The sequence below is a fragment of the Leptospira haakeii genome (genome assembly GCF_002812045.1).
GTDB lineage: Bacteria > Spirochaetota > Leptospiria > Leptospirales > Leptospiraceae > Leptospira_B > Leptospira_B haakeii.
Genome location: NZ_NPEG01000006.1, coordinates 180,677 through 200,395 on the forward strand (window position 1 = coordinate 180,677; position 19,719 = coordinate 200,395).

At 39.4% G+C, this 19,719-nt stretch carries 21 protein-coding genes; 14 read left to right on the forward strand and 7 right to left on the reverse strand.

What is annotated here, in order from left to right:
* Positions 1 to 4: 4 nt before the first annotated feature.
* Both CH377_RS11950 and CH377_RS11955 read right to left on the reverse strand, forming a co-directional pair.
* Positions 5 to 1,117, reverse strand: a complete 1,113-nt coding sequence (locus tag CH377_RS11950) for an AI-2E family transporter (RefSeq protein ID WP_100724021.1) — start codon at positions 1,115 to 1,117, stop codon at positions 5 to 7.
* Positions 1,117 to 1,635: a hypothetical protein gene (locus tag CH377_RS11955; protein ID WP_100724022.1), complete on the reverse strand. Its 519-nt coding sequence runs from the start codon at positions 1,633 to 1,635 to the stop codon at positions 1,117 to 1,119. The genes CH377_RS11950 and CH377_RS11955 overlap by 1 nt, the downstream gene beginning before the upstream one ends.
* Before the next feature lie 47 nt (positions 1,636 to 1,682).
* On the opposite strand from CH377_RS11955, the gene CH377_RS11960 reads away from it, so the two are divergent.
* Positions 1,683 to 2,327, forward strand: coding sequence for a DedA family protein (locus CH377_RS11960; RefSeq protein WP_100724023.1), 645 nt, complete (start codon positions 1,683 to 1,685; stop codon positions 2,325 to 2,327).
* Here the strand turns inward: CH377_RS11960 and CH377_RS11965 are convergent.
* Positions 2,324 to 3,865, reverse strand: coding sequence for a phosphatase domain-containing protein (locus CH377_RS11965; protein WP_100724024.1), 1,542 nt, complete (start codon positions 3,863 to 3,865; stop codon positions 2,324 to 2,326). The genes CH377_RS11960 and CH377_RS11965 overlap by 4 nt on opposite strands.
* 125 nt (positions 3,866 to 3,990) lie before the next feature.
* Between CH377_RS11965 and CH377_RS11970 the strand changes: the two genes are divergently transcribed.
* Genes CH377_RS11970 through hslU form a run of 6 tightly spaced genes read left to right on the forward strand, consistent with a single transcriptional unit; the run spans position 3,991 to position 9,385 of the window.
* Positions 3,991 to 4,308 (forward strand): Smr/MutS family protein, encoded by a 318-nt coding sequence (locus CH377_RS11970; protein WP_100724025.1) that lies wholly within the window; start codon positions 3,991 to 3,993, stop codon positions 4,306 to 4,308.
* Complete coding sequence (cimA, locus tag CH377_RS11975) at positions 4,309 to 5,859, forward strand: (R)-citramalate synthase CimA (RefSeq protein WP_100724026.1); 1,551 nt, start codon at positions 4,309 to 4,311, stop codon at positions 5,857 to 5,859.
* On the forward strand, positions 5,847 to 6,416 hold the full coding sequence (gene pth / locus CH377_RS11980; RefSeq protein ID WP_100724027.1) for an aminoacyl-tRNA hydrolase: 570 nt from the start codon (positions 5,847 to 5,849) through the stop codon (positions 6,414 to 6,416). Before cimA ends, pth begins: the two co-directional genes overlap by 13 nt.
* Positions 6,417 to 6,466: 50 nt before the next feature.
* Positions 6,467 to 7,420 carry a tyrosine recombinase XerC gene (locus CH377_RS11985; protein ID WP_100724028.1) on the forward strand — a complete coding sequence of 318 codons (954 nt, stop codon included), beginning with the start codon at positions 6,467 to 6,469 and terminating at the stop codon, positions 7,418 to 7,420.
* The gene (gene hslV / locus CH377_RS11990; protein ID WP_423789952.1) at positions 7,395 to 7,952 is read left to right on the forward strand and encodes an ATP-dependent protease subunit HslV; all 558 of its coding nucleotides are present in this window, start codon (positions 7,395 to 7,397) and stop codon (positions 7,950 to 7,952) included. The genes CH377_RS11985 and hslV overlap by 26 nt, the downstream gene beginning before the upstream one ends.
* Complete coding sequence (gene hslU / locus CH377_RS11995; protein ID WP_100724029.1) at positions 7,949 to 9,385, forward strand: ATP-dependent protease ATPase subunit HslU; 1,437 nt, start codon at positions 7,949 to 7,951, stop codon at positions 9,383 to 9,385. Before hslV ends, hslU begins: the two co-directional genes overlap by 4 nt.
* Here the strand turns inward: hslU and CH377_RS12000 are convergent.
* Positions 9,382 to 10,215, reverse strand: coding sequence for a hypothetical protein (locus tag CH377_RS12000; RefSeq protein WP_100724030.1), 834 nt, complete (start codon positions 10,213 to 10,215; stop codon positions 9,382 to 9,384). The two genes, hslU and CH377_RS12000, sit on opposite strands and share 4 nt — an antisense overlap.
* A 69-nt stretch (positions 10,216 to 10,284) precedes the next feature.
* Between CH377_RS12000 and CH377_RS12005 the strand changes: the two genes are divergently transcribed.
* From CH377_RS12005 to CH377_RS12020, 4 genes are read left to right on the forward strand one after another with little or no spacing between them, the layout of a single operon-like run.
* Entirely contained in the window at positions 10,285 to 10,545 is a 261-nt protein-coding gene (locus tag CH377_RS12005; RefSeq protein ID WP_100724031.1) for a lipoyl domain-containing protein, read from the forward strand.
* Positions 10,542 to 11,444 (forward strand): metallophosphoesterase family protein, encoded by a 903-nt coding sequence (locus CH377_RS12010; RefSeq protein ID WP_100724032.1) that lies wholly within the window; start codon positions 10,542 to 10,544, stop codon positions 11,442 to 11,444. Before CH377_RS12005 ends, CH377_RS12010 begins: the two co-directional genes overlap by 4 nt.
* Positions 11,434 to 12,480 (forward strand): Mrp/NBP35 family ATP-binding protein, encoded by a 1,047-nt coding sequence (locus tag CH377_RS12015; RefSeq protein WP_100724033.1) that lies wholly within the window; start codon positions 11,434 to 11,436, stop codon positions 12,478 to 12,480. The genes CH377_RS12010 and CH377_RS12015 overlap by 11 nt, the downstream gene beginning before the upstream one ends.
* 46 nt (positions 12,481 to 12,526) lie before the next feature.
* Positions 12,527 to 13,210 (forward strand): hypothetical protein, encoded by a 684-nt coding sequence (locus tag CH377_RS12020; RefSeq protein WP_086448661.1) that lies wholly within the window; start codon positions 12,527 to 12,529, stop codon positions 13,208 to 13,210.
* Positions 13,211 to 13,260: 50 nt separating this feature from the next.
* Here the strand turns inward: CH377_RS12020 and CH377_RS12025 are convergent, their stop codons facing one another.
* Both CH377_RS12025 and CH377_RS12030 read right to left on the reverse strand, forming a co-directional pair.
* Positions 13,261 to 13,875, reverse strand: coding sequence for a UbiX family flavin prenyltransferase (locus CH377_RS12025; RefSeq protein WP_100724034.1), 615 nt, complete (start codon positions 13,873 to 13,875; stop codon positions 13,261 to 13,263).
* 2 nt (positions 13,876 to 13,877) lie between these two features.
* Positions 13,878 to 14,786 carry a UbiA-like polyprenyltransferase gene (locus CH377_RS12030; RefSeq protein ID WP_100724035.1) on the reverse strand — a complete coding sequence of 303 codons (909 nt, stop codon included), beginning with the start codon at positions 14,784 to 14,786 and terminating at the stop codon, positions 13,878 to 13,880.
* 101 nt (positions 14,787 to 14,887) lie between these two features.
* On the opposite strand from CH377_RS12030, the gene CH377_RS12035 reads away from it, so the two are divergent.
* The 3 genes from CH377_RS12035 (at position 14,888) to ychF (ending at position 17,816) form a co-directional block, all read left to right on the forward strand.
* Positions 14,888 to 15,556, forward strand: coding sequence for a hypothetical protein (locus CH377_RS12035; protein WP_100724036.1), 669 nt, complete (start codon positions 14,888 to 14,890; stop codon positions 15,554 to 15,556).
* On the forward strand, positions 15,553 to 16,650 hold the full coding sequence (locus CH377_RS12040; protein ID WP_100724037.1) for an LIC11612 family fibronectin-binding protein: 1,098 nt from the start codon (positions 15,553 to 15,555) through the stop codon (positions 16,648 to 16,650). The genes CH377_RS12035 and CH377_RS12040 overlap by 4 nt, the downstream gene beginning before the upstream one ends.
* Before the next feature lie 68 nt (positions 16,651 to 16,718).
* Positions 16,719 to 17,816, forward strand: a complete 1,098-nt coding sequence (gene ychF, locus CH377_RS12045) for a redox-regulated ATPase YchF (RefSeq protein ID WP_100724038.1) — start codon at positions 16,719 to 16,721, stop codon at positions 17,814 to 17,816.
* Here the strand turns inward: ychF and CH377_RS12050 are convergent.
* Entirely contained in the window at positions 17,813 to 19,444 is a 1,632-nt protein-coding gene (locus tag CH377_RS12050; RefSeq protein ID WP_100724039.1) for a helix-turn-helix domain-containing protein, read from the reverse strand. The two genes, ychF and CH377_RS12050, sit on opposite strands and share 4 nt — an antisense overlap.
* Positions 19,445 to 19,719 lie beyond the last annotated feature (275 nt).

Genomic DNA, 19,719 nt, shown 5'->3' on the forward strand with positions numbered 1-19,719 from the left:
GAAATTAACTAGCGAAAAAATCTTTTCTGTATAATTTCCAGAAGTCCCAAAGGATCACAACCATTGTGACTGCAACCGGTCCAAGCACCAGCCCCATGATCCCAAATTCTTGGATTCCTCCGATCAAGGACAAAAATATCAACAAAGGATGGATCCTAAGTTTTTTGTCTAACATCTTAGGTTTTACAACATTCTCCAAAACGATATACAAGGTCAGGCCCATTACCATAAATAAGCTCGCGCCAATGATATTATTCTCGATGAACATCAAATAAAGCCCGATCGGCAGCCAAACTACCGAAGTTCCAATCACAGGAATTAAAGAGAAAAATGCTGCAAGACTCGCATATAAGAAAGGATTCGAAATTTTTGCGAATAAAAGAAGAATATAAACTCCAGCTCCCTGCATAATGGAAACAATTAGATTTCCTTTGAATACAGTCTGTACAGCGGAAGCGATCTTTCTTCCTACTTGTTCTTCTACCTCAGTGGAGAATGGTAAATTGTCCAAAATGAATCTTTCTATCTTTCTTCCGTCTTGGTAGAAGAAGAATAGAAGTAAAAGTGAGAAGAATAGGTTCATGATGATCCCGGCAGGAAGATCTATAGAACCTAAAATAAAGGAAGAAGCATTACTTAAAACAGCGTATAAGCTGTCCAAGTTCAATATATCTATATAATTTTTAGCAAAGTCTCCGTAAATTTCTGGAAGTTTCACCCAGAAAAATGGATTATCCGTGAATAGATCAGTAAGTATATTCAGGCTCATGATCGTATCTATGATCTTATCTTCAGAAAGAGAGATTCTGATCTTAAATAGGATGGAAAGGGATTCTTCGATCAAAGTGCGGATCATAAAATAAGAGGGTAAAATTACGATCATACAAACGGAACCGATCATAATGTAAGGAGCCAATGGATCGAACTTAGGACCAACCAATCTTCTCAATTGTTTGTATTGTTTGCGAGTGGCTAAGTATAAGATCAAAGCAACGAGTGCGGAATAAAAATATGGTCTTAAAACTACAAAGAGTAGGAAGCCTGTCCCAATACAAAATATACCTAGGATCAGGTTGAAAAGTTTTCGGTTGGTTTCCTGCCCTTCTTTCGGGGACATTAAAATCCTCCATTCGTGGTTTTCTGGAATAATTTTACGATACTTCCTTTTTCTTCAGGATGAATAGTGATGGCGAGTACCTTATGCCTAAGAATATCCACTAGATACAGACTTTTCTCTTCAGACTTTTGGCTCTGTAAAATTTTATGACCGAAACTGGAAATCAGATATTCATAATATCTTTCCATGGTAGTTTTTGGAAGAGAAGTTTTAAAAACTACAACCGCTTCCTTATTCTCTAACAGACGATCCGCTTTTAATTCCGTAAAAAACAATACCTCTGAATCATCCGGAACAAAATTGCTAGGAATGGAAGAAGGAGCCTTGTATGGCTTTTCCACTATGGTGAGTTGGTTATGCCTGAAAATTTTAGGTCTATCTTTGACCTTTTTGGTTTTTACAGGATCAGGACTCATTAAATCGGGTAATTTGGTATCCTGAGCAAAAAGAGAAAGATTTCCGATCAGTAAAAATACTAGAACCGAACAGAGGACTTGCGAGAAACTACGGCCTTCCACGAAATTTAGTTGAATCTAACGCTTCCCCCTTGACAATCCTTTTCTAGATGCAATTCACCGGATTCGATTTTTATATCCAAACTCTATTAGATTGGGTATCCGGTCTGCCCAGCGCCCTAGTCTGGTTTTTTTTCGCATTTTCCAATTTTACCGAAAACGTTTTTCCTCCTTGGCCGGGAGATACCGTTACCGCATTCGGTGGATTTTTACTCGCAAGAGGTGCTTTAAGTTTTTGGGAACTGGTCTCAAGCACATTAGTAGGAAATCTAGCAGGCGCCTGGGTCATGTATGCATTCGGCCATAAACTATTGGATTGGCTGAAGAATAAAAACTTCCCATTTAAATCGGAACTGTACAACGAAGAGTCTATCCAAAAAACCTTGGATTGGTTTTCCAGAAATGGATTGGTTGTAGTGATCTTCTCCAGATTCTCCGCAGGGATACGATTTTTCGTTTCTATAGTCGCTGGAATGGTGGATATGAAACCTGTTCTGTTTTTTTCCGCATTCACATTAGCAGTCACTATTTGGTGTGGGATATTGATCTACGGAGGATTTTACCTTGGATCTCATTGGGAGAAGGTATTAGAATTTTTAGCTCTGTATAATAAAATTTTTACAGGCTTCTTAGTAACAGCAGTTCTTGGATTTATAATCTACAAAAAGTTTTTCGAAAGAAGAAGGGAAGCCTAGGCTTCCAGAACTTCTTTTAGAGTTTTTACAAACTTTTTATGAATGGAATCAGTTTCTTTAGGAAGTTCTAATTTTTTAGCAAGCTCCAGTAAACCATTCGGATCTATCACTTTTCCTTCGAACCATTGTCCGGCCATATCTCCAGAAATTTTTAAAACAGAAGAAAGATCTAAAATTCCCCTTTCTACCATCACAAGTGCAAAACCTAAAGCACCATCCGTTGGAATATAAGGTGCAATTCCTTCCGTCTTCCAAGGATCTAAACCGGTAGGAAGAGCACTTCTGACATTCCATTTCATTTCATCAGAAGGGGGCCCAAGTTCCGTTTTATTGATTAGAACCAATTGAACCGGATTGATATCACCATGGATCCTATGATTTTCTTCCGCAAGTTCTCGTATTAGTTTTGCATTATCTCGTGTAATCGCATCTCTTCCTAAAAAATTCAACTTATACAAATAATCTTCTAATTCTTTGCCTTGTAATGCTCCGGTTAAAATGAACTGATATAAAATAAAGATCAGATAATCGCTTTCAGTATTATCCCCAAGCAAGATTTCTTTAGAGTTTGTAGGAAGATAGATTCTATCTCTAAGAAGGATTGTAAGCTTATACGCCAATTGATCGAATAAACTTTGGAAAGAAGATCCGGCAAATTTACGGACCCTTTCTACTGCTCCCCAAAGACCTTCTGTTAAAAATCTAGTGGGATGCGAAAGAGTGTCCCAAAACTTATCCACCATTCCTTTCAAAGTACCTTCTAAATACTTTAAGTGAAGTGATTCGGTTTTTACACCTTGTGTCCTAAATGTAGAAAGTAGGGTCCTTCTGAAAAAATGGGGACTGGCAGAAATAAAACAAAGAGGAGAATCACTAGTAGCTTCTCTCAATTCTTTGAATAATGTAGGCATACCCGGCAAAGGTAATTTCTGCTCGGGTGTTTCGAATAATGTGGAGATTTTTCCCTTATTGGAATGGATATCCGTAGCAAGATAAGTCTGGTCTATATCAGAAGTAGTTACGATCCCCGTATATTCTTCAGGCAAAATACGTAAAGCTCCCATTCCGATCAAACTTTGGGAAACTAACTCGTGTTTGCCTGGAGTGTTCAAATAGGCCAGGTCTTTCCCAAACTGTCTGTAAGAATCAGGTTTCAGGAAATGTATATGGAATGTATAATTTCCAGGACTTAAAGGAAAGGTAAACTCATGAAAGAAAAATCCACTTTCGTCTCCTCTGATCTCAGGAGAACGATGTAACACTTTTCCGGACTGGTCCACAATTTCCGCAACAAGGATAGGCTTACGTACTGACTCGAGTCCGTAGTCTAAAAATGGAGTGATCTCTTTTTCTTGTCCTTGAAATAAGCCGGTAAGAAGGTCCCATTTTTTAGGATCCGTCATTTCTTCGCTGACGGAGATATCAACTACCTGGCCTCGGATATAATAACGATTTTCTCTTCCGAGAGTTCCTCCGCAAATCGCGGCCCTACGTTTTTCCGTATTCTTGGAAATTTTGCGTTCTGTTTCTTCCGTCACAAGCTTGCAGGATTCCTTTTTAACATTTTGGGAAAGGAAAACTCTAACATGGGGCTTCTAAAGGGAAAGCAAAAATCCAATTTCTTTGTTTTCGAGAGAAAAGGTCCGCCTAGGATGGTCTCAGAATGGCGAGAGGGAAACATTCGGACGGAAACCGGAAAGGTCCCAAGTCGATTTATATCCGCAAAATGAGATATGAAGAGGCATATCGGCTCTTGGACCGGGAAATCCAAGCCGCATTCATGAAAGGGGAGACCCTGGTAGAAGTTGTACATGGGATAGGCGAAGGAGTTTTGAAAAAAATGACCGACGATTATATCCAAGCACATTCCTTTCTAAAAATTTTAGAAGATGGGGGACTTCACCTGGCAAATAACCCTGGTTCCACTCTTGTGGAGATCATGGGTCCATCCTCGGAAGATCTAAAAAAGTATTTAAAATAAATGGGAAACACAAGGCCTAAAGTCCAAATCCTGGATGTAACTCTCAGAGATGGAGAGCAGACCAGAGGTGTAAGTTTCTCCGCTTCCGAAAAACTAAATATTGCAAAATTTCTATTACAAAATCTGAAAGTAGATAGAGTGGAGATCGCATCCGCTCGGGTCTCTCAGGGAGAACTGGAAAGTGTCCGTGGAATCATGTCCTGGGCAGCTTCCGAAGGTCTGGAAAAACGGATCGAAATTTTAGGATTCGTAGATTCTCACAAAAGTGTGGATTGGATCCTTGCTTCCGGAGCTAAAACCTTAAATCTACTTACTAAAGGTTCTCTCAAACATCTAGAAGGGCAGCTCAAAAAGACTCCCAAAGAACATTTTGAAGAAGTATCCGAAACCATCCAATACGCTAAGAAGAATGGTTTGGAAGTGAATATTTATTTGGAAGACTGGTCCAATGGATATTTAAACAGCAAAGAATATGTTTTGGATTTTGTTTCTCATCTTTCCAAAGAACCATTAGGCAAAATTTTTCTCCCGGATACATTGGGGGTTCTTTCTCCAGACGAGACATTTTCAGGAATTTCCCTTCTTACTGGGAAACATCCAGAACTACATTTTGAATTCCATGGACATAACGATTACGATCTTTCTGTTGCAAATTGTTTATTCGCGGTCAAAGCAGGAGCAAAAGGTTTACACGTTAGCGTAAATGGACTTGGAGAAAGAGCAGGAAATTCTCCCCTCGAAGCTGTGATCACAGCACTTCATGATAAAGTGGGAATATGCACAGATGTGGATGAAAAATCAATCTCGGAAGCAAGCCGCTTGGTAGAAGTATTCAGTGGAAAAAGGATCTCCGCAAACCGTCCAGTAGTGGGAGAAGATGTATTCACCCAAACAGCAGGGGTTCACGCTGACGGAGATAAAAAAGGGAATTTATATGCAAACCCAATTCTACCGGAACGATTTGGTAGAAAAAGAAGTTATGCGCTTGGTAAACTTGCAGGAAAGGCAAGCATCTCCGAAAATCTAAAACAACTTGGTCTAGTACTTTCTCCAGAGATAGAAAAAAAGGTTTTAGAAAAAGTAATAGAACTAGGTGACCAAAACAAAACGATCACACCTGAAGATCTTCCATTTATCATCGCAGACGTTTCCGGGAATTCTAGTGTACAAGCAATCAAGATCACTGGATGTAAGATCAATTCAGGTATTGGAATTCGTCCCAAAGCAATTGTAGAATTAGAATATCATGGTAAAAAATATTCTGAAGAAGGAGAAGGCGACGGAGGTTACGACGCTTTCATGTCCGCTCTGACTAGTATTGCTTCCAAAGCTGGCCTTTCTATTCCTAGACTCGTAGACTACGAGGTTCGAATTCCTCCCGGCGGAAAAACGGATGCACTCGTGGAAACAATGATTACCTGGAATAAAGCCCTGGAAAATCATGAAGAAGAAAATTTCAAAACTATGGGAATCCACTGCGACCAAACAGTAGCTGCAGTTTTAGCTACAGAAAAAATGCTGAACTTAATTCTTCCTACATGGCAAACTTGAAACTGATGATCGTTGGTCTGGGCAATCCAGGCCAAAAATACGAAAGAAACCGTCATAATATTGGCTTTCTGGTCTTGGACGATATTGCCAAAGACTGGGGAGTGGATTTGAACAATTCTTCCAAAGAAGCAAAAGGGAAACTAGACAAGGACGGAGTTTCTTATTATTTTCTCAAACCGCTCGAATACATGAATCTTTCCGGAAAAGCAGTCTCGGAACTCTCCCGCAAAAACGGGATCCCTCCAGAAAACATTTTAGTCATTCATGATGAAGTGGACTTTCCATTCTCCAAACTCAAATTCAAACAGAGTGGCGGAAACGGTGGCCATAATGGGATCAAGGATATCTCCGAAAAACTAGGATCTCCAGATTTTTTCAGATTAAGATTCGGAGTCGGAAAACCTGGAGACAGCGCGCTCACAGCGGGACACGTTCTATCCAATTTTAACCAGGAAGAAATGAGTAAATTGCCCGAATTATTCGACCAGGCAAAACAAAAAATAAAAGATTGGGTCCGGGAAAGACAGATCATTTTTTCGAAAGCCTCCGATAAATAAACTATCCCGGGCAGGCAAACTTCTCCGGGCATTTTTATCCGGAGAAACCTGTGAGCGAATACGCGGTCAAACTTCCCCAATTTCCTTCTGAAATCCTGAATTCTGCCGCTTCTCGTTTTTATGAATATCTGAGGGTGGAAAAAAATTATTCCCAAAACACTCTCAACGCTTATCTCCTAGACCTGAAATCATTTTTTGAATTTTGTCTACAAGAACAGATAGAAATCTACCAATTAGAATCAGTTGATGTTCGTTCTTATTTTGCTTTCCTTTCTAAAAACCAAGGTTTGGATAGAAGGACCCAAAGCCGAAAATTATCCAGCCTTAGAACATTCTACAAAGTATTATTAAAAGATAATTTGGTTCCAGGAAATCCGATCCTTTCCGTTAGTTTTCCTAAAACGAGAAAACAAGTCCCTAAAAATTTCAGGATAGAAGAAACCGAAAGTATTTTAGATTACGAATACGAAAATGAAAACGCGTCAGAGATCTTAAATATCAGAGACAAAGCCATCTTAGAAGTTTTATATTCTTCAGGACTCAGGGTTTTCGAATTAGTCGATGCGACTCTAGTACAATTATCCGCAGACCATACTATCTTAAAGGTACTTGGTAAAAGAAGAAAGGAAAGATACGTATATTTAGGAAAAGAAGCCATCAAAAGTCTAAATGAATACTTAGATGTGCGTCCTAGATTTCGTCCCAGATCTGATGAAATTTTTCTGAATCAAAAGGGAAATAAACTGACGACCAGAGGGGTTCGTTATATTTTGAACGAGAGAAGGAAAAGAATGGGATGGGACAAACCCATTACCCCCCACAAATTCCGTCACACGTTCGCAACGGACTTGCTTGATGCCGGCGCGGATATCCGCGCAGTCCAAGAGCTTTTGGGGCATTCCTCTCTATCCACCACCCAGGTTTACCTGAGCGTGAGTAAGGAAAAGATCAAAGAGGTCTACCGAAAGGCTCACCCACATGCAAGACTCGATAAATCCAAATAAAATACATGCAACCACAATACTCTGCGTTCGCAAAGGCGGAAAGGTAGCGATCGCAGGAGACGGACAGGTTTCTTTCGGAAACACCGTCATGAAGAATACCGCGAGAAAAGTTCGTAAACTTTATTCCGACAAAATTGTATCCGGCTTTGCAGGTTCTGCAGCGGATGCATTTACCTTATTCGAATTATTCGAAAAAAAAGTGCAGGAATACGGAGGAAGTCTTTCCAGATCCGCAGTCGAACTTGCAAGAGAATGGAGATCTGACAGAGCTCTTAGAAGATTAGAAGCAATGCTCATCGTTGCAGATAAGGACGAATCTTTTCTAGTTTCTGGAACGGGAGATGTAATCTCGCCTGACGACGGAATTTTAGCAATCGGTTCCGGTGGAAATTATGCACTCTCCGCAGCAAGAGCACTCTATAATCATACAAACCTAGAACCTTCTCAAATAGTAAAAGAAGCCATGAATATAGCCGCAGATATTTGTATATACACAAATCATAATATAATTGTAGAGGAAATCGGACAATGAGCGAATTCCTTTCCCAAACGAATGAAACCAAATTAGGGGATGATGAACTCACTCCCAGACAAATCGTTTCCAAACTAGACGAACATATCATAGGACAGAAGAACGCCAAAAAAGCAGTGGCAATTGCTCTTCGCAATAGGACTAGACGCAGAAAACTAGACCCCGAATTAAGAGAAGAAATTTACCCTAAGAACATTATCATGATCGGACCCACTGGAGTAGGAAAAACAGAAATCGCAAGAAGACTTTCCAAACTCTGCGGTGCACCTTTCTTAAAAGTAGAAAGTACAAAATTTACGGAAGTAGGTTATGTAGGCCGAGACGTAGAAAGTATCATTAGAGATCTTGCAATGGTTTCTCTAAACCTAGTGAAACAAGAATTCAGGAAAGAAGTAGAGGCAAAAGCCAAAGAAAGAGCGGAAGAAGCTCTGTTAGATATCCTACTTCCTTTCCCAGCCAAAACTTCTATCGCGGATCCTCATCCTCCTTCAATCGGCTTCTCCACAAATGAAGCGGACGAAGAGAGAGAAAAAAGATTTTTAGAAACCAGAGAGACTATGAGAAAGAAACTCAAGTCCGGGAAACTAAACGAACAAATTATAGAGATAGATATTCCACAAGCAGGTCCACAAGGACTTCCAATGCTACAAGTATTCGGTGCCGGAAATATGGAAGATCTAGACAATCATATACAAAATGTTTTGGGCGATTTAATGCCTAAAAAACAGAAAAAAAGAAAACTACCAATTCCGGATGCTCTCAAAATTTTAGAAGAAGCAGAAGCTGAAAAACTTTTAGATCCTGACAAGTTGCAAAGAGAAGCTCAAAAACGAGTAGAAGAAATGGGAATCGTCTTCTTAGACGAGATAGACAAGATCGCGAGCAGAGAAGGAAGAGCAGGGGCTGATGTTTCACGAGAAGGAGTACAAAGGGACTTACTTCCGATCGTAGAAGGTGCAACTGTAAACACAAAGATCGGCCCGATCGTAACGGATCATATCCTATTTATCGCTGCCGGTGCATTCCATATGTCTAAACCTTCCGATCTAATCCCAGAATTACAGGGACGTTTTCCGATCAGAGTAGAACTCGAAAAATTATCCATGGATGATTTTGAAAAAATCTTAACAGCTCCTAGATCTTCATTAGTAAAACAGTACCAAGCATTATTAGAAACTGACGGTATCAAAATAGAGTTCGCGCCGGATGGAATCAAAGAGATCGCAAAGATCGCCTATGACATGAACGAAAAACATGAAAACATAGGCGCTCGTAGATTGAATACGATCATGGAAAGACTCTTAGAAGACCTAAGTTTCGAAGGCCCGGATCTACCGGAAGACCAACGAAAACTAACCATAAACAAAGCCGCTGTCGAGTCGAAACTAAAGGGAATTATAGAAGATAAAGACCTAAGTCGTTATATTCTCTAAAACGACATTTCCCGCAGTGCCGTTAAAGGATATCTCATATAAACGGTAGTAGTTCTAGATCCGGAAGTGATTGTTAATAGATCCAAAGGATTCAGACCCATAGTATAATAACCTTCGTCGATCATAGCGATACCAAAACCCGCACTTTCTTTTTCGTCCAAGAACTCGGGACGGAAGAAATCTGCGGAATTTCCTTGGTCGAATAATTCTTTATGACGAATACGTGATTCTTCTATCCTTCCAAAATCCATATTATGGATCGGAGAATCGTTACGGATCCTGAAATTCAGCTCGTCTTTGGTGATTTTGATCTTAACAGAAATTCGCATTCTGTTTTTCTTAAGTTTAAAACGTATATCCGTGAGGAATTCTTTCTCTTCGTCTTTTAAGATCTGCTTTTTAGCACGTATCCTATCTTCTAATTGAAGGATACTCTGTACTTGTTTTTTGATCTTATCCGGAACCACATATCGATGCATAGCATCACGTAGCGGAGAAGTATCCATGATGATCTCAAGTAGTTCTTCTGCTTCTTCTTGAGTCTCACCAAGCTTTTCTATTTTTTTCAGAAGTTCATCTCTGAAAATAATATGGCGGATATTTCCTTTGATCGCGTTTAATAATGCCTCCATCAGTCCGCTGAAAAGATGAAATGCAGCGAGAGGGTTGGCACCGATCTCTTCTAAAAGACCGTTAACGAGTTCGGAAAGAATATCTCTGGTAGGTTTAGTCAGACCTTTGAGTTCTAAATGGAAGAATCGTCTCTGCTTGAGTTCTTCTATATTTTGGAGGATTTGAGCCCCTTTGAGGACAGATTTCTGGTTTGCCATAGGAGGGAACTTAGAAAATTTAGTACAGGTTGGCTTGTGGACTCTATACGGCAAGCTGGTTTTAGAGATATGGCATCAAAAACCGAAGATTTCGAACTAATCACTCCAGACTTGGGAGATACCGACAAAATTGAACTAGTTCGTTGGAATTTTCAGTTGGGAGATCAAATCATTGAAGGATCGGAAGTCTGCGAACTAGTCACAGACAAAGCTTCTTTTCCAATGGAATCTCCAATTAACGGAATACTCGCAAGAATCGACAGAGAGAAAGGTTCCATCATCGAAAAAGGAGAAATTTTGGGAATGATCCGGAGGAAAGATTCCGAGTGAAATTGGTCCATCTATCGGACCTGCATTTTCCTGTAGCACTTCCTTTCACTAGTCTGAAAGGTAAGATGATCCCGGGATATTTAAACTATACCTTTCGGCGTAGGAAAAAATATCCGATCTCTCTCTGGAATGCAATCGTTCGAAAAGTAAAATCCTTAAATCCAGATGCGATCGTTATCTCCGGAGACATCACAAATGTCTCGCATTGGAAAGAATACGACGAATCCAAAAAAATCCTAGCTCCTGTACTCGGGGATAAAACGTTTATGATCCCGGGAAATCATGATCGTTATACTGATATTGCTGCAGGGAAAGAAGGATCAGATCTTCCTTATTACGAAAAATTTTTCTCACCTTGGATGGGAGAAAGTATTCCGCTACAAAACGGATATCTTCGGATCAAAAAAATAGGAAAACTAGCTCTTGTAGGCTGGGACTCTAATATGCCACTCTCCGTATTAAACGCGTACGGATATGTGAAAGAAGATATAGTACATTCTACATTAGAATACTTGGAAAAAGAAAAACTGGATCAGTATATTCTAATCTGCCATCATCCCATCTGGAATCCTCCGGAACGCCAGGAAAGTTCCGGTCATAAAATGAAAAACAGGGAAGAAATCGCGGAACTACTGAAAAAAAGGCCGCCACTAGCCTATTTGCACGGTCATGTGCATACAAACTGGGTCAAATATCCGGATCCACAAAAACCATATTACGTGATCAATTCCGCATCCAGTACCAGAATTTCAGATCAAAAACACCAAAGTGGTTTTCATCTGATGGAATGGAACGAAACCGAATTAAATATTAAAAGATTCTCTTTTTCTAATGAAGAAGGGGAATTTACAGAAACACAAACGATCTCATACCAAGAAAAGGAAACAAATGGCCGGTAAACTCCAACCAATCGATATCCAAAGAGAACTCACAAAGATTAAACATCCGGAGCTAAAAAAAGACATAGTGTCTCTCGGAATGATCGGTTCCTTAGAAATCGGAGAAGAAGAAACAAGCATCCTAGTCAAAACTCCAAGCCAAGACAGAAGAGTACAGATCGGCTTAGAAGCACAGATCCGTCAGACACTTTCTAAAAAAGAAGGAGTCGGAAAAGTAAAGATCAAGTTTGAAGTAGATCCTAGGATGACCTTGGATGATTCAAATAAGATCCTTGGTGTTAAAAAGGTAATCGCGATCGGCTCCGGAAAAGGTGGGGTAGGAAAATCCACAGTCACAGTGAACCTCGCATCTGCAGCAGCTGCGATGGGATACAAAGTGGGAGTGATGGATGCAGATATCTACGGACCTTCTATCGGAAAAATGTTCGGGGTCAACGGTAAGGTCGCACTCAAAGCAGAAGAAGATAAAATTTATCCATTAGAAAAAGACGGACTAAAGATCATCTCTTTCTCTTTTTTAATAGAAGAGAAACAACCAGTAGTTTGGCGGGGTCCAATGTTAGGAAAGGCGGTAGAACAGTTTCTGTATGATATCGTCTGGGGAGAACTAGACTTCTTATTTATAGATCTTCCACCGGGAACAGGAGATGTACAATTATCTCTTGCTCAGCTTATAGATTTAGACGGAGCAATTTTGGTAACTACACCACAAACAGTAGCACTTTTAGATGCAAATAGAGCCGCATCTATGTTTCAACAAGTCAAAGTACCGATACTAGGTGTTGTGGAGAATATGAGTGAATTTGTGTGTCCAAATTGTGGACATGCTTCCGCGATTTTTTCTCAAGGTGGAGGTCAAAAATTAGCTGATTCTACCGATACAAAATTCCTGGGAGGGGTCCCACTTACTATGGATGTAATGAGCGCTGGAGAAGCTGGAAAACCGTTGGTTTTTCAAGAACCAGACGGAATTATCGCAAAATCCTATAAAAACATACTCCAAAACCTGGCTGAAGAGATAAAAAAGTGGGAATAATACTCTGGGGCCAGTCAGTTAGTACAGAGACAGAGGGAGGCAAACCGTGAAGTTCGAAAAAGGCACAGAGAAGAATCCATCCGGAAACCTCATAGTATATTGCAACGTTGTTGGAGAAAATCCGCTATTTCCGGGCGGCAAGATTATCGCTTCCAACGTAGTGGTTAGTTTCCTCCGAATCGGAGAAAACTTTCCAGTTGTAACATTTCCTCCCGTCTCCTTGGACAGTTACGAGGACTTAAAAAGGATCATCACTGATCATTACGACAAGTATGACGTGGTGAAGATCAAAGACTTCGAAATGCCTGCAGGCCAAGAGGATTCCAATTCTTATATTAAAGAAAGAATGGATCATTTTGAAAATGTAGTCATTCGCTATGTGGAACTATGTAAGAACAGAGAAGGTGGATCTTTCCCTGTTCAGGAAAAAGAACCAGAAGGTGTTAGAGATTATCTGGACGCCTTAGCAAATCTTTCTTTAAAAGTAAGACGTTCAAGCGGAATCGCAAGAGAAGCGTCTCTTCTTCATATGGAAAGATTGGTAGAAACTTTTTCGGGAAAACACCCTGAGTTCGATCTTCATAATTTCCGAAAAGCCTTGGAAGTTCCGGGCCAAACCGGAGAAGAGTTAGTTGGATTGTATCTGCAAAAATTCAACGCTATCTCTTACGAAAGATACGAAGATGCTTCCGATCTAAATAAAAAGATCCAAGCAATAGAATCAGTTTAATCCTTCAAAAATTCGGGACCAGCCGGTCCCGGATCTTTCCAGTTAGTTCATTATGGGTTCCAACGAGGGTAAAGATCTATCTCCCTTCCTAAAAGTCTGAAAATCCTAGTAGCCATAAAATCTCCTAAGTCTTCTAAACTCTGGGGCATTTGGTAAAAACCGGGAGATGCAGGAGCAATGATCGCACCTGCATCATGAAGTGCTAACATATTCTCCAAATGAATTCGATTATAAGGAGTTTCTCTAGGAATTAAGATTAGTTTTCTTCTTTCCTTCAAGGTTACGTCAGCCGCTCTTTCAATTAAATTTTCAGTGATCCCAGTGCGGATCGCAGCAACAGTTTTCATTGAGCAAGGAAGTACAACCATACCATCCCAAATATTAGAACCGGAAGCTATATCTGCTCCGATGTCCTCAAATTTTCTAAGATGAAATTTATGAACTTGTTTAGGATTCCATTTTTTACGCACAAACTCGAGGACATCTTCTCCGGTTTGAACATTTGCCTCATACTCTTCTTTAAAAACTCTGATAGAAGCAGGGCTCGGAACGAACCAGGTCTCTCCTGGAATTTCCATAAGTGCTTTTAAAAATCTGGCAGCATAAATAGAACCACTTGCCCCAGCCATTGCAAGTACCAGTTTTAAGGGTTTTTCTTCACTCATCTCTAAAACCTGGAAAATAAAGAAATTAAACTCGGACCAGTTTCTGCCAAAATTCCTAAAAAGATCACCAGAGAAATCCATGAATGGATCTGATAAAAGTTAGGTGGAAAATTTCCGTCCTTGTTTTCGGAAGCAATCTTTTGTTCTCTAAATAATAAATAAGCTACGAATATTAAAAACGCCCAGAAGGCTCCCTGAAAACCTGCATACCATGCAGCGACGGAAAGAAAAGAAATAGAAAGAATATGAGAAATTCTTGATATTATAAAAGAATTCTTTTCTCCAAAATAAACAGGAACGGAATGTAGTCCTTCTTTTTTATCAAATTCCCTGTCTTGCAAAGCATATAGGATATCGAATCCAGCCAAATTGAATGCGAGTCCTAAAGTCCAAAATCCTGCGATCCAGGAAAATTCCTCTCTAATGGCGATCCAAGTTGCAAGAGGCGCAAGACCGATCGTTAATCCCAGATAAAAATGGCATAAAAAAGTAAAACGTTTTGTATAAGAATAAGTTAATAGAAGAAATAGAGTAGGAAAAGAAAGATAAAAGGAAAGTGGATTTAAAAACCAACTCCCTATAAAAAAGACAAGAGCAGATATTATGACAAATATCACTGCCATAAAATCTGAGATCTGACCACTTGGGATTTCTCGATTGGCTGTCCTTGGATTTTTAGCATCGATCTTACGATCAGCCCATCTATTAAATCCCATGGCGGCACTCCTTGCGCCAACCATACAGACCAAGATCAAAACCAATTTTTGACCCATTACAAGAAGAGAAAGACTAGGCTCTTGTAAGATCGCCAGAACAAATGCGATCCCTGCAAATGGAAGAGCGAATAAAGTATGGGAGAATTTTATAAATCGACCGTATTTGCCTAGAGCAGCAAGTGTATTGGAAGCCATCAGAGGAAGTCTTATAGAATACTGTTAGTTAGAAAGCAGATTTTTTAGAACCAAAACGAAAATGGATGATTTTTTGACCTCCCGAAGAAATCCTAGTATCTATGATCCCAAACACGGATACCAAGCCAAATCCAAACATTTCTTCTGAAGAAATTGATTCTCTATTAACAGAGATAGTATCTTCTCCTGAACTACATTTTAAATGGTTAAATACTCTTTCTCTTTTGGAACATATCGGCTCTCGTAAAATTCATACAAGCCAATCGGGAGCGTTACTCTCCGAAATGGTTTTAAGACATGCTTCTGAAGAAGCAAGACATGCCGCTTACTTTAAAAAATTAGCATTAAAAGTAAAACCTGAGGGCACTCAAAACTTCGAAAAGGATTCATTACTCTGCGGTTTTTCCGCAGTTTCCTATTTCCAAAAATTGGACCTTTCGGTAGAGAGATCTTTTGGATCTGAAAACTTTCCAAAACATACTAAATCGTTTCTTTGCTACCTATATGTTACAAAATTGATAGAAGAAAGAGCAGGATTGGTTTACGAAACCTATGATCAAATTTTAGACCAAAAGAATGCTGGAATATCCGTAAAAGGAATCATCAAGGAAGAAGAATCACATCTTACCGAAATGGATTCTCAACTCTCTAAAATGGATCCAAAATTCGAGCCCAGAACATTAGAATTCAGAGAAAAAGAACAAAAACTTTTCCAAAAGTACTTTCAAAATTTAAGAAAAGAAGTTTTTCAATACTCCTTACCCAAATGAATTTTATTCCAAAATTCGAGATTAAAAAATTCGGTGCGCTGATTGTTTTAGTTGTCCTAGTTCTTTTAGGGCCTTCTCTACAAACTCAGTCTTCTTCCTCGGAAAGAAAAGATTCTCCGATTGGACTCGTAGTTTATTGTCCTTTGCAATCAGCGAAAGAAACTCCATTTGATTTCGAAAGAACCTTGGGTCTCTGGTATAAAAGATACAAACAACAAAAGATCCAAGAAGGAGGAGGGGCGATCCTACTAGTCTCTGCTCCTTATTTGCCTAAAACCTCGGACGAAGTAGAAAGACTAAAAAAAAGCCTGGGTGCTGAGATCATATTCACTGGTCACCACTCTGTCCTTCCTAAAAAAGAAATTCCAAAACCTTCTAATAAAAAAGCTAAAAAGAAGAAGGTTATAAAACAGAAAAAGAAATCTGCCATTGCAGTAGAAACTAAAACAACTCCGGAGCAACCGGAAAAATTAACTCCGACAAAGGTAGAGGACCCTAAACCGGAAGAGCAAACTACAGAAACTAGTCCTAAACAAGAAGAGAAGTCTCCGGCCGCTAAAAAGAAAATTCCATCCAAGAAAAAAAAAGGTAAGAAGAAGGCTCCTAAAGTTTCCGCAAAAACGAAACCAGTAATCCCACCTGGGATCTTAACAGTAAAGGAAGAAGCAGGGCTAAACTTCGTATTCTATTCTCCTTCTATAGAATCATTACAAGAAGATGAAAAAAATCCATCTACTTGGATCACGGACTTCAAGACTCAATTCTCTAAAACGTTCGAATCACAGATATTCCACTTTTTACTCGCTCAAGATCCGAGCGAAAAACCGAAAGAAGATCTGAACCCAATCGCAGAAGGATTATCCAATTTCAAAAAAGAACTTTCCGATACTCTTCCTTCTATCGTCCTTCTATCTTCTCCAAGAGCTTTGCGTTTTTTTAATGGAGAGTACAGCTTTGGATGTGGAGCAACCCCTGATTCTTTAAAGATCAGCGTTTTAGAGTTATTTTTTAGGAATGGAAGACTGATCAGGATTAACGAAGAAGTCCAAACCTTAAATTCCAAAGAATCAAACAAATCCTGGATCTTAGAATAAAGACTTCTTATTTCAGACTGTAAATCTAAACGAATTTACAGATTCTCTTTCTTCCAAAAATTGACTGTATGAGCTTGAATTGCGGGATCGTAGGACTTCCAAACGTAGGAAAATCAACCATATTTAACGCATTGACTAAGGCCGGTGCCGAAATGCAAAACTATCCGTTTTGTACAATCGAACCGAACAAGGGAATTGTAGAAGTTCCGGACACAAGACTGGACAGGCTCGTAGAACTTTATAAACCACAAAAAAAAGTTCCTGCTATCATGGAATTTGTGGATATCGCAGGACTTGTAAAAGGTGCAAGCCAAGGGGAAGGCCTTGGAAATAAATTTCTTTCTCATATCCGAGAAGTAGATGCGATCTGCCATGTTGTCCGCGCATTCGAAGATGAGAATATCACTCATGTTCACGGCAAAATTGATCCAGTAGAAGATGCACAAGTAGTCACGATGGAGCTGATATTTGCGGATTTAGAATCCGTAGAAAAACAGTACCAAAAAATTTCCAGAAATGCGAAGGCTGGAAATAAAGAAGCACAAGAAGCTACAGCAGTTTTAGATAAGATCATGGCGGTTTTAAAAGAAGGAAAACCGGCAAGGCTTGCTGATATCAAACCGGAAGAACAAAAACTAGTCAAAACATTCAATCTAATCACTTCCAAGCCAGTTCTGTATGTGGCGAATATCACAGACAAGGCAGCAATTGCTAAAGAAAATCCGATCGTAGAATCGGTTAAAAAAATGGCCCAAGCAGAAGGAGCGGAAGTAGTCACTCTCTGCGGAAAATTCGAAGAAGAAATTTCAGGCCTAAGCAAAGAAGAACAGTTAGAATTCTTAAGTGAGATCGGAGAAACAAGCAGTGGATTGGATAGAATGATCCAAGCTGCCTATAAACTTTTGGGGCTTGTGACATTCTTCACAGCTGGAGAGGTAGAGGCAAGAGCCTGGACCACCGGTGTGGGAAGCACAGGACCGATCGCTGCATCCGTAATCCATTCAGACTTCGAAAAGGGATTCGTTCGAGCAGAAGTAATGAAGTTCGAAGATCTAGATAGAACAGGAAGTCCGAACAAAGTAAAAGAAGAAGGTAAACTAAAGATAGAAGGAAAAGAATATATCGTCCAAGACGGAGATGTTATTTTCTTTAGGGTAAACGCCTAAGCGCGTTTGCCGCTACTTTCTTTACGATAAGAGTTTGGATTGGTTCCGGTTAACTTTTTGAATTCTAGATAGAATGCTGATCTGGAACTAAATCCTGCCTTCGCGCCTATTTCTGTCGTATTCTCATCCGGAAATTCATTCAATAGTATCTTAGCTTCTTCTACCCTATACTGATTGATTAAAGACGGGAAATTGGTTTTAAACTCAGTGTTGATCAACTCAGAAAGCTGGTGGATAGTAATCCCAAGTTCTTTCGCCATATGTTCTTCTTTTAAAGACTTGGTCAGATAAATTTTTTCTTTTTCCAATAATGCTTCTATCTTAATCACAAAATCTTTCACATCCAAAGAAGAAAGATGGGTTTTGCGATTAGAACCTTCTTCTTCTTTTCTTCTCAATATCTCTCTGGATAATAATGATACGAATACTGTCAAAGGAGGAAGGTAGTATAATACCCCAAACACGGCCATTCTATTATAAGGATAAAAGTCGAAATGAAAAATTGTCTTATATAAATCCAGAAGGAGGAAGATCCCCCAAACGGAGATAAAGAACATTTCATACACGGTATTATTCCGGATGGAAGAAATATGGGTCTTTCCAAAATAGAATAACATACATCCGTAATTGAGTACTAAGACCAAGATCCTATGATCATACCAGAATTGGTAAAGGGGAATGAGAGGATATAAGATACCGGCAAAACAGACCAACCAGAAGAATGGAGATCTATAAACTACACCTGAATTTTCCTTATTCCAAGCTGCCAAATAGAAGAAGAAGACTATATGTGTAATTCCCAAAAATAGGAAATAATTATGACGAAATAGGTTATTTTCATTCCCGACAATGGATGCGAATTCTTTTCCATGTAAAAAATACAGAGTGGCCGCCACGGCGGTTAAGTGTAGAGGTAAGGCCAAAAACAAAATTTTTCTGGATTTAAAATACAGGTATAAATTATAACCAAAGGCCAAAAACAACACGAATCCCACACTTAGGAATAGGACTGACCTCAGTCTTACGATTACCATATAATCATCTTCTGATAATAATCGAACCGGATAATTGATGTCTTCGTTGGACAAAACATAAAGGTAGAAGGTCCGTTCTTCTTTAGGCTCCAAACGGATATTGAAATGAGGAAGTGGAGAAATAAAATCGTTCCAGATAGGATCCAGATCATAACCGGCAAATCCCGCCTCGAAATTCCCTTTGGAATCCACGGAACAAAGTTCTGCGTCCGGAACATTTAACCAAAGTAAGGCCAAGGTCCTATGAAGTTGTTCTTTTCCATCATTTGCAAGCCTGAACCTCAGCCAATTCCCAGACTGACTTCTTTTTAAACGTAAAACATTTCCGGTATTATGATGCCATTCCAACTGATGGAGAGAGGAGATTGTTTCCGGCTTACAATGTCGGAACTGATATCCCCTGTATCTATATTCCATTTTTGAACTGATATTTTCCACGGGGGAAGAAGGGGTGAGTCGAATGGTATCTGCAGATGGAAGAATCGGCCCTGCGCTTAAATTTGCTCCAGTGATACCCAAGAAGAATAGAATCAGAAATCGAAAATAGATATTAGAAAGGAAGGAATTTCGGATCCTATGACTGGATTGTTTCATTTAAGCCTAATACCAGTGAATCCCTTTCCTGGTAGGATACCAGGTATTTTTCCACAGTCATTCCATTTTTTACCAAAAACAATACTTAGGTCGAGTTTAGTTCAAAATTATAAGAAATTCCAAAAACCTAAACCCAGCTATCTAAAATTATAATCTTGGAATTTCAAGATTATAAGATTTAGGCATTCTTTCAAAGACAAAAACGAAACAAGAGAAGGAAGGATTTTTATCCCAGCTTCATTAGATCTGTGGAGAAAAAGTAAGTAAATCTCCTT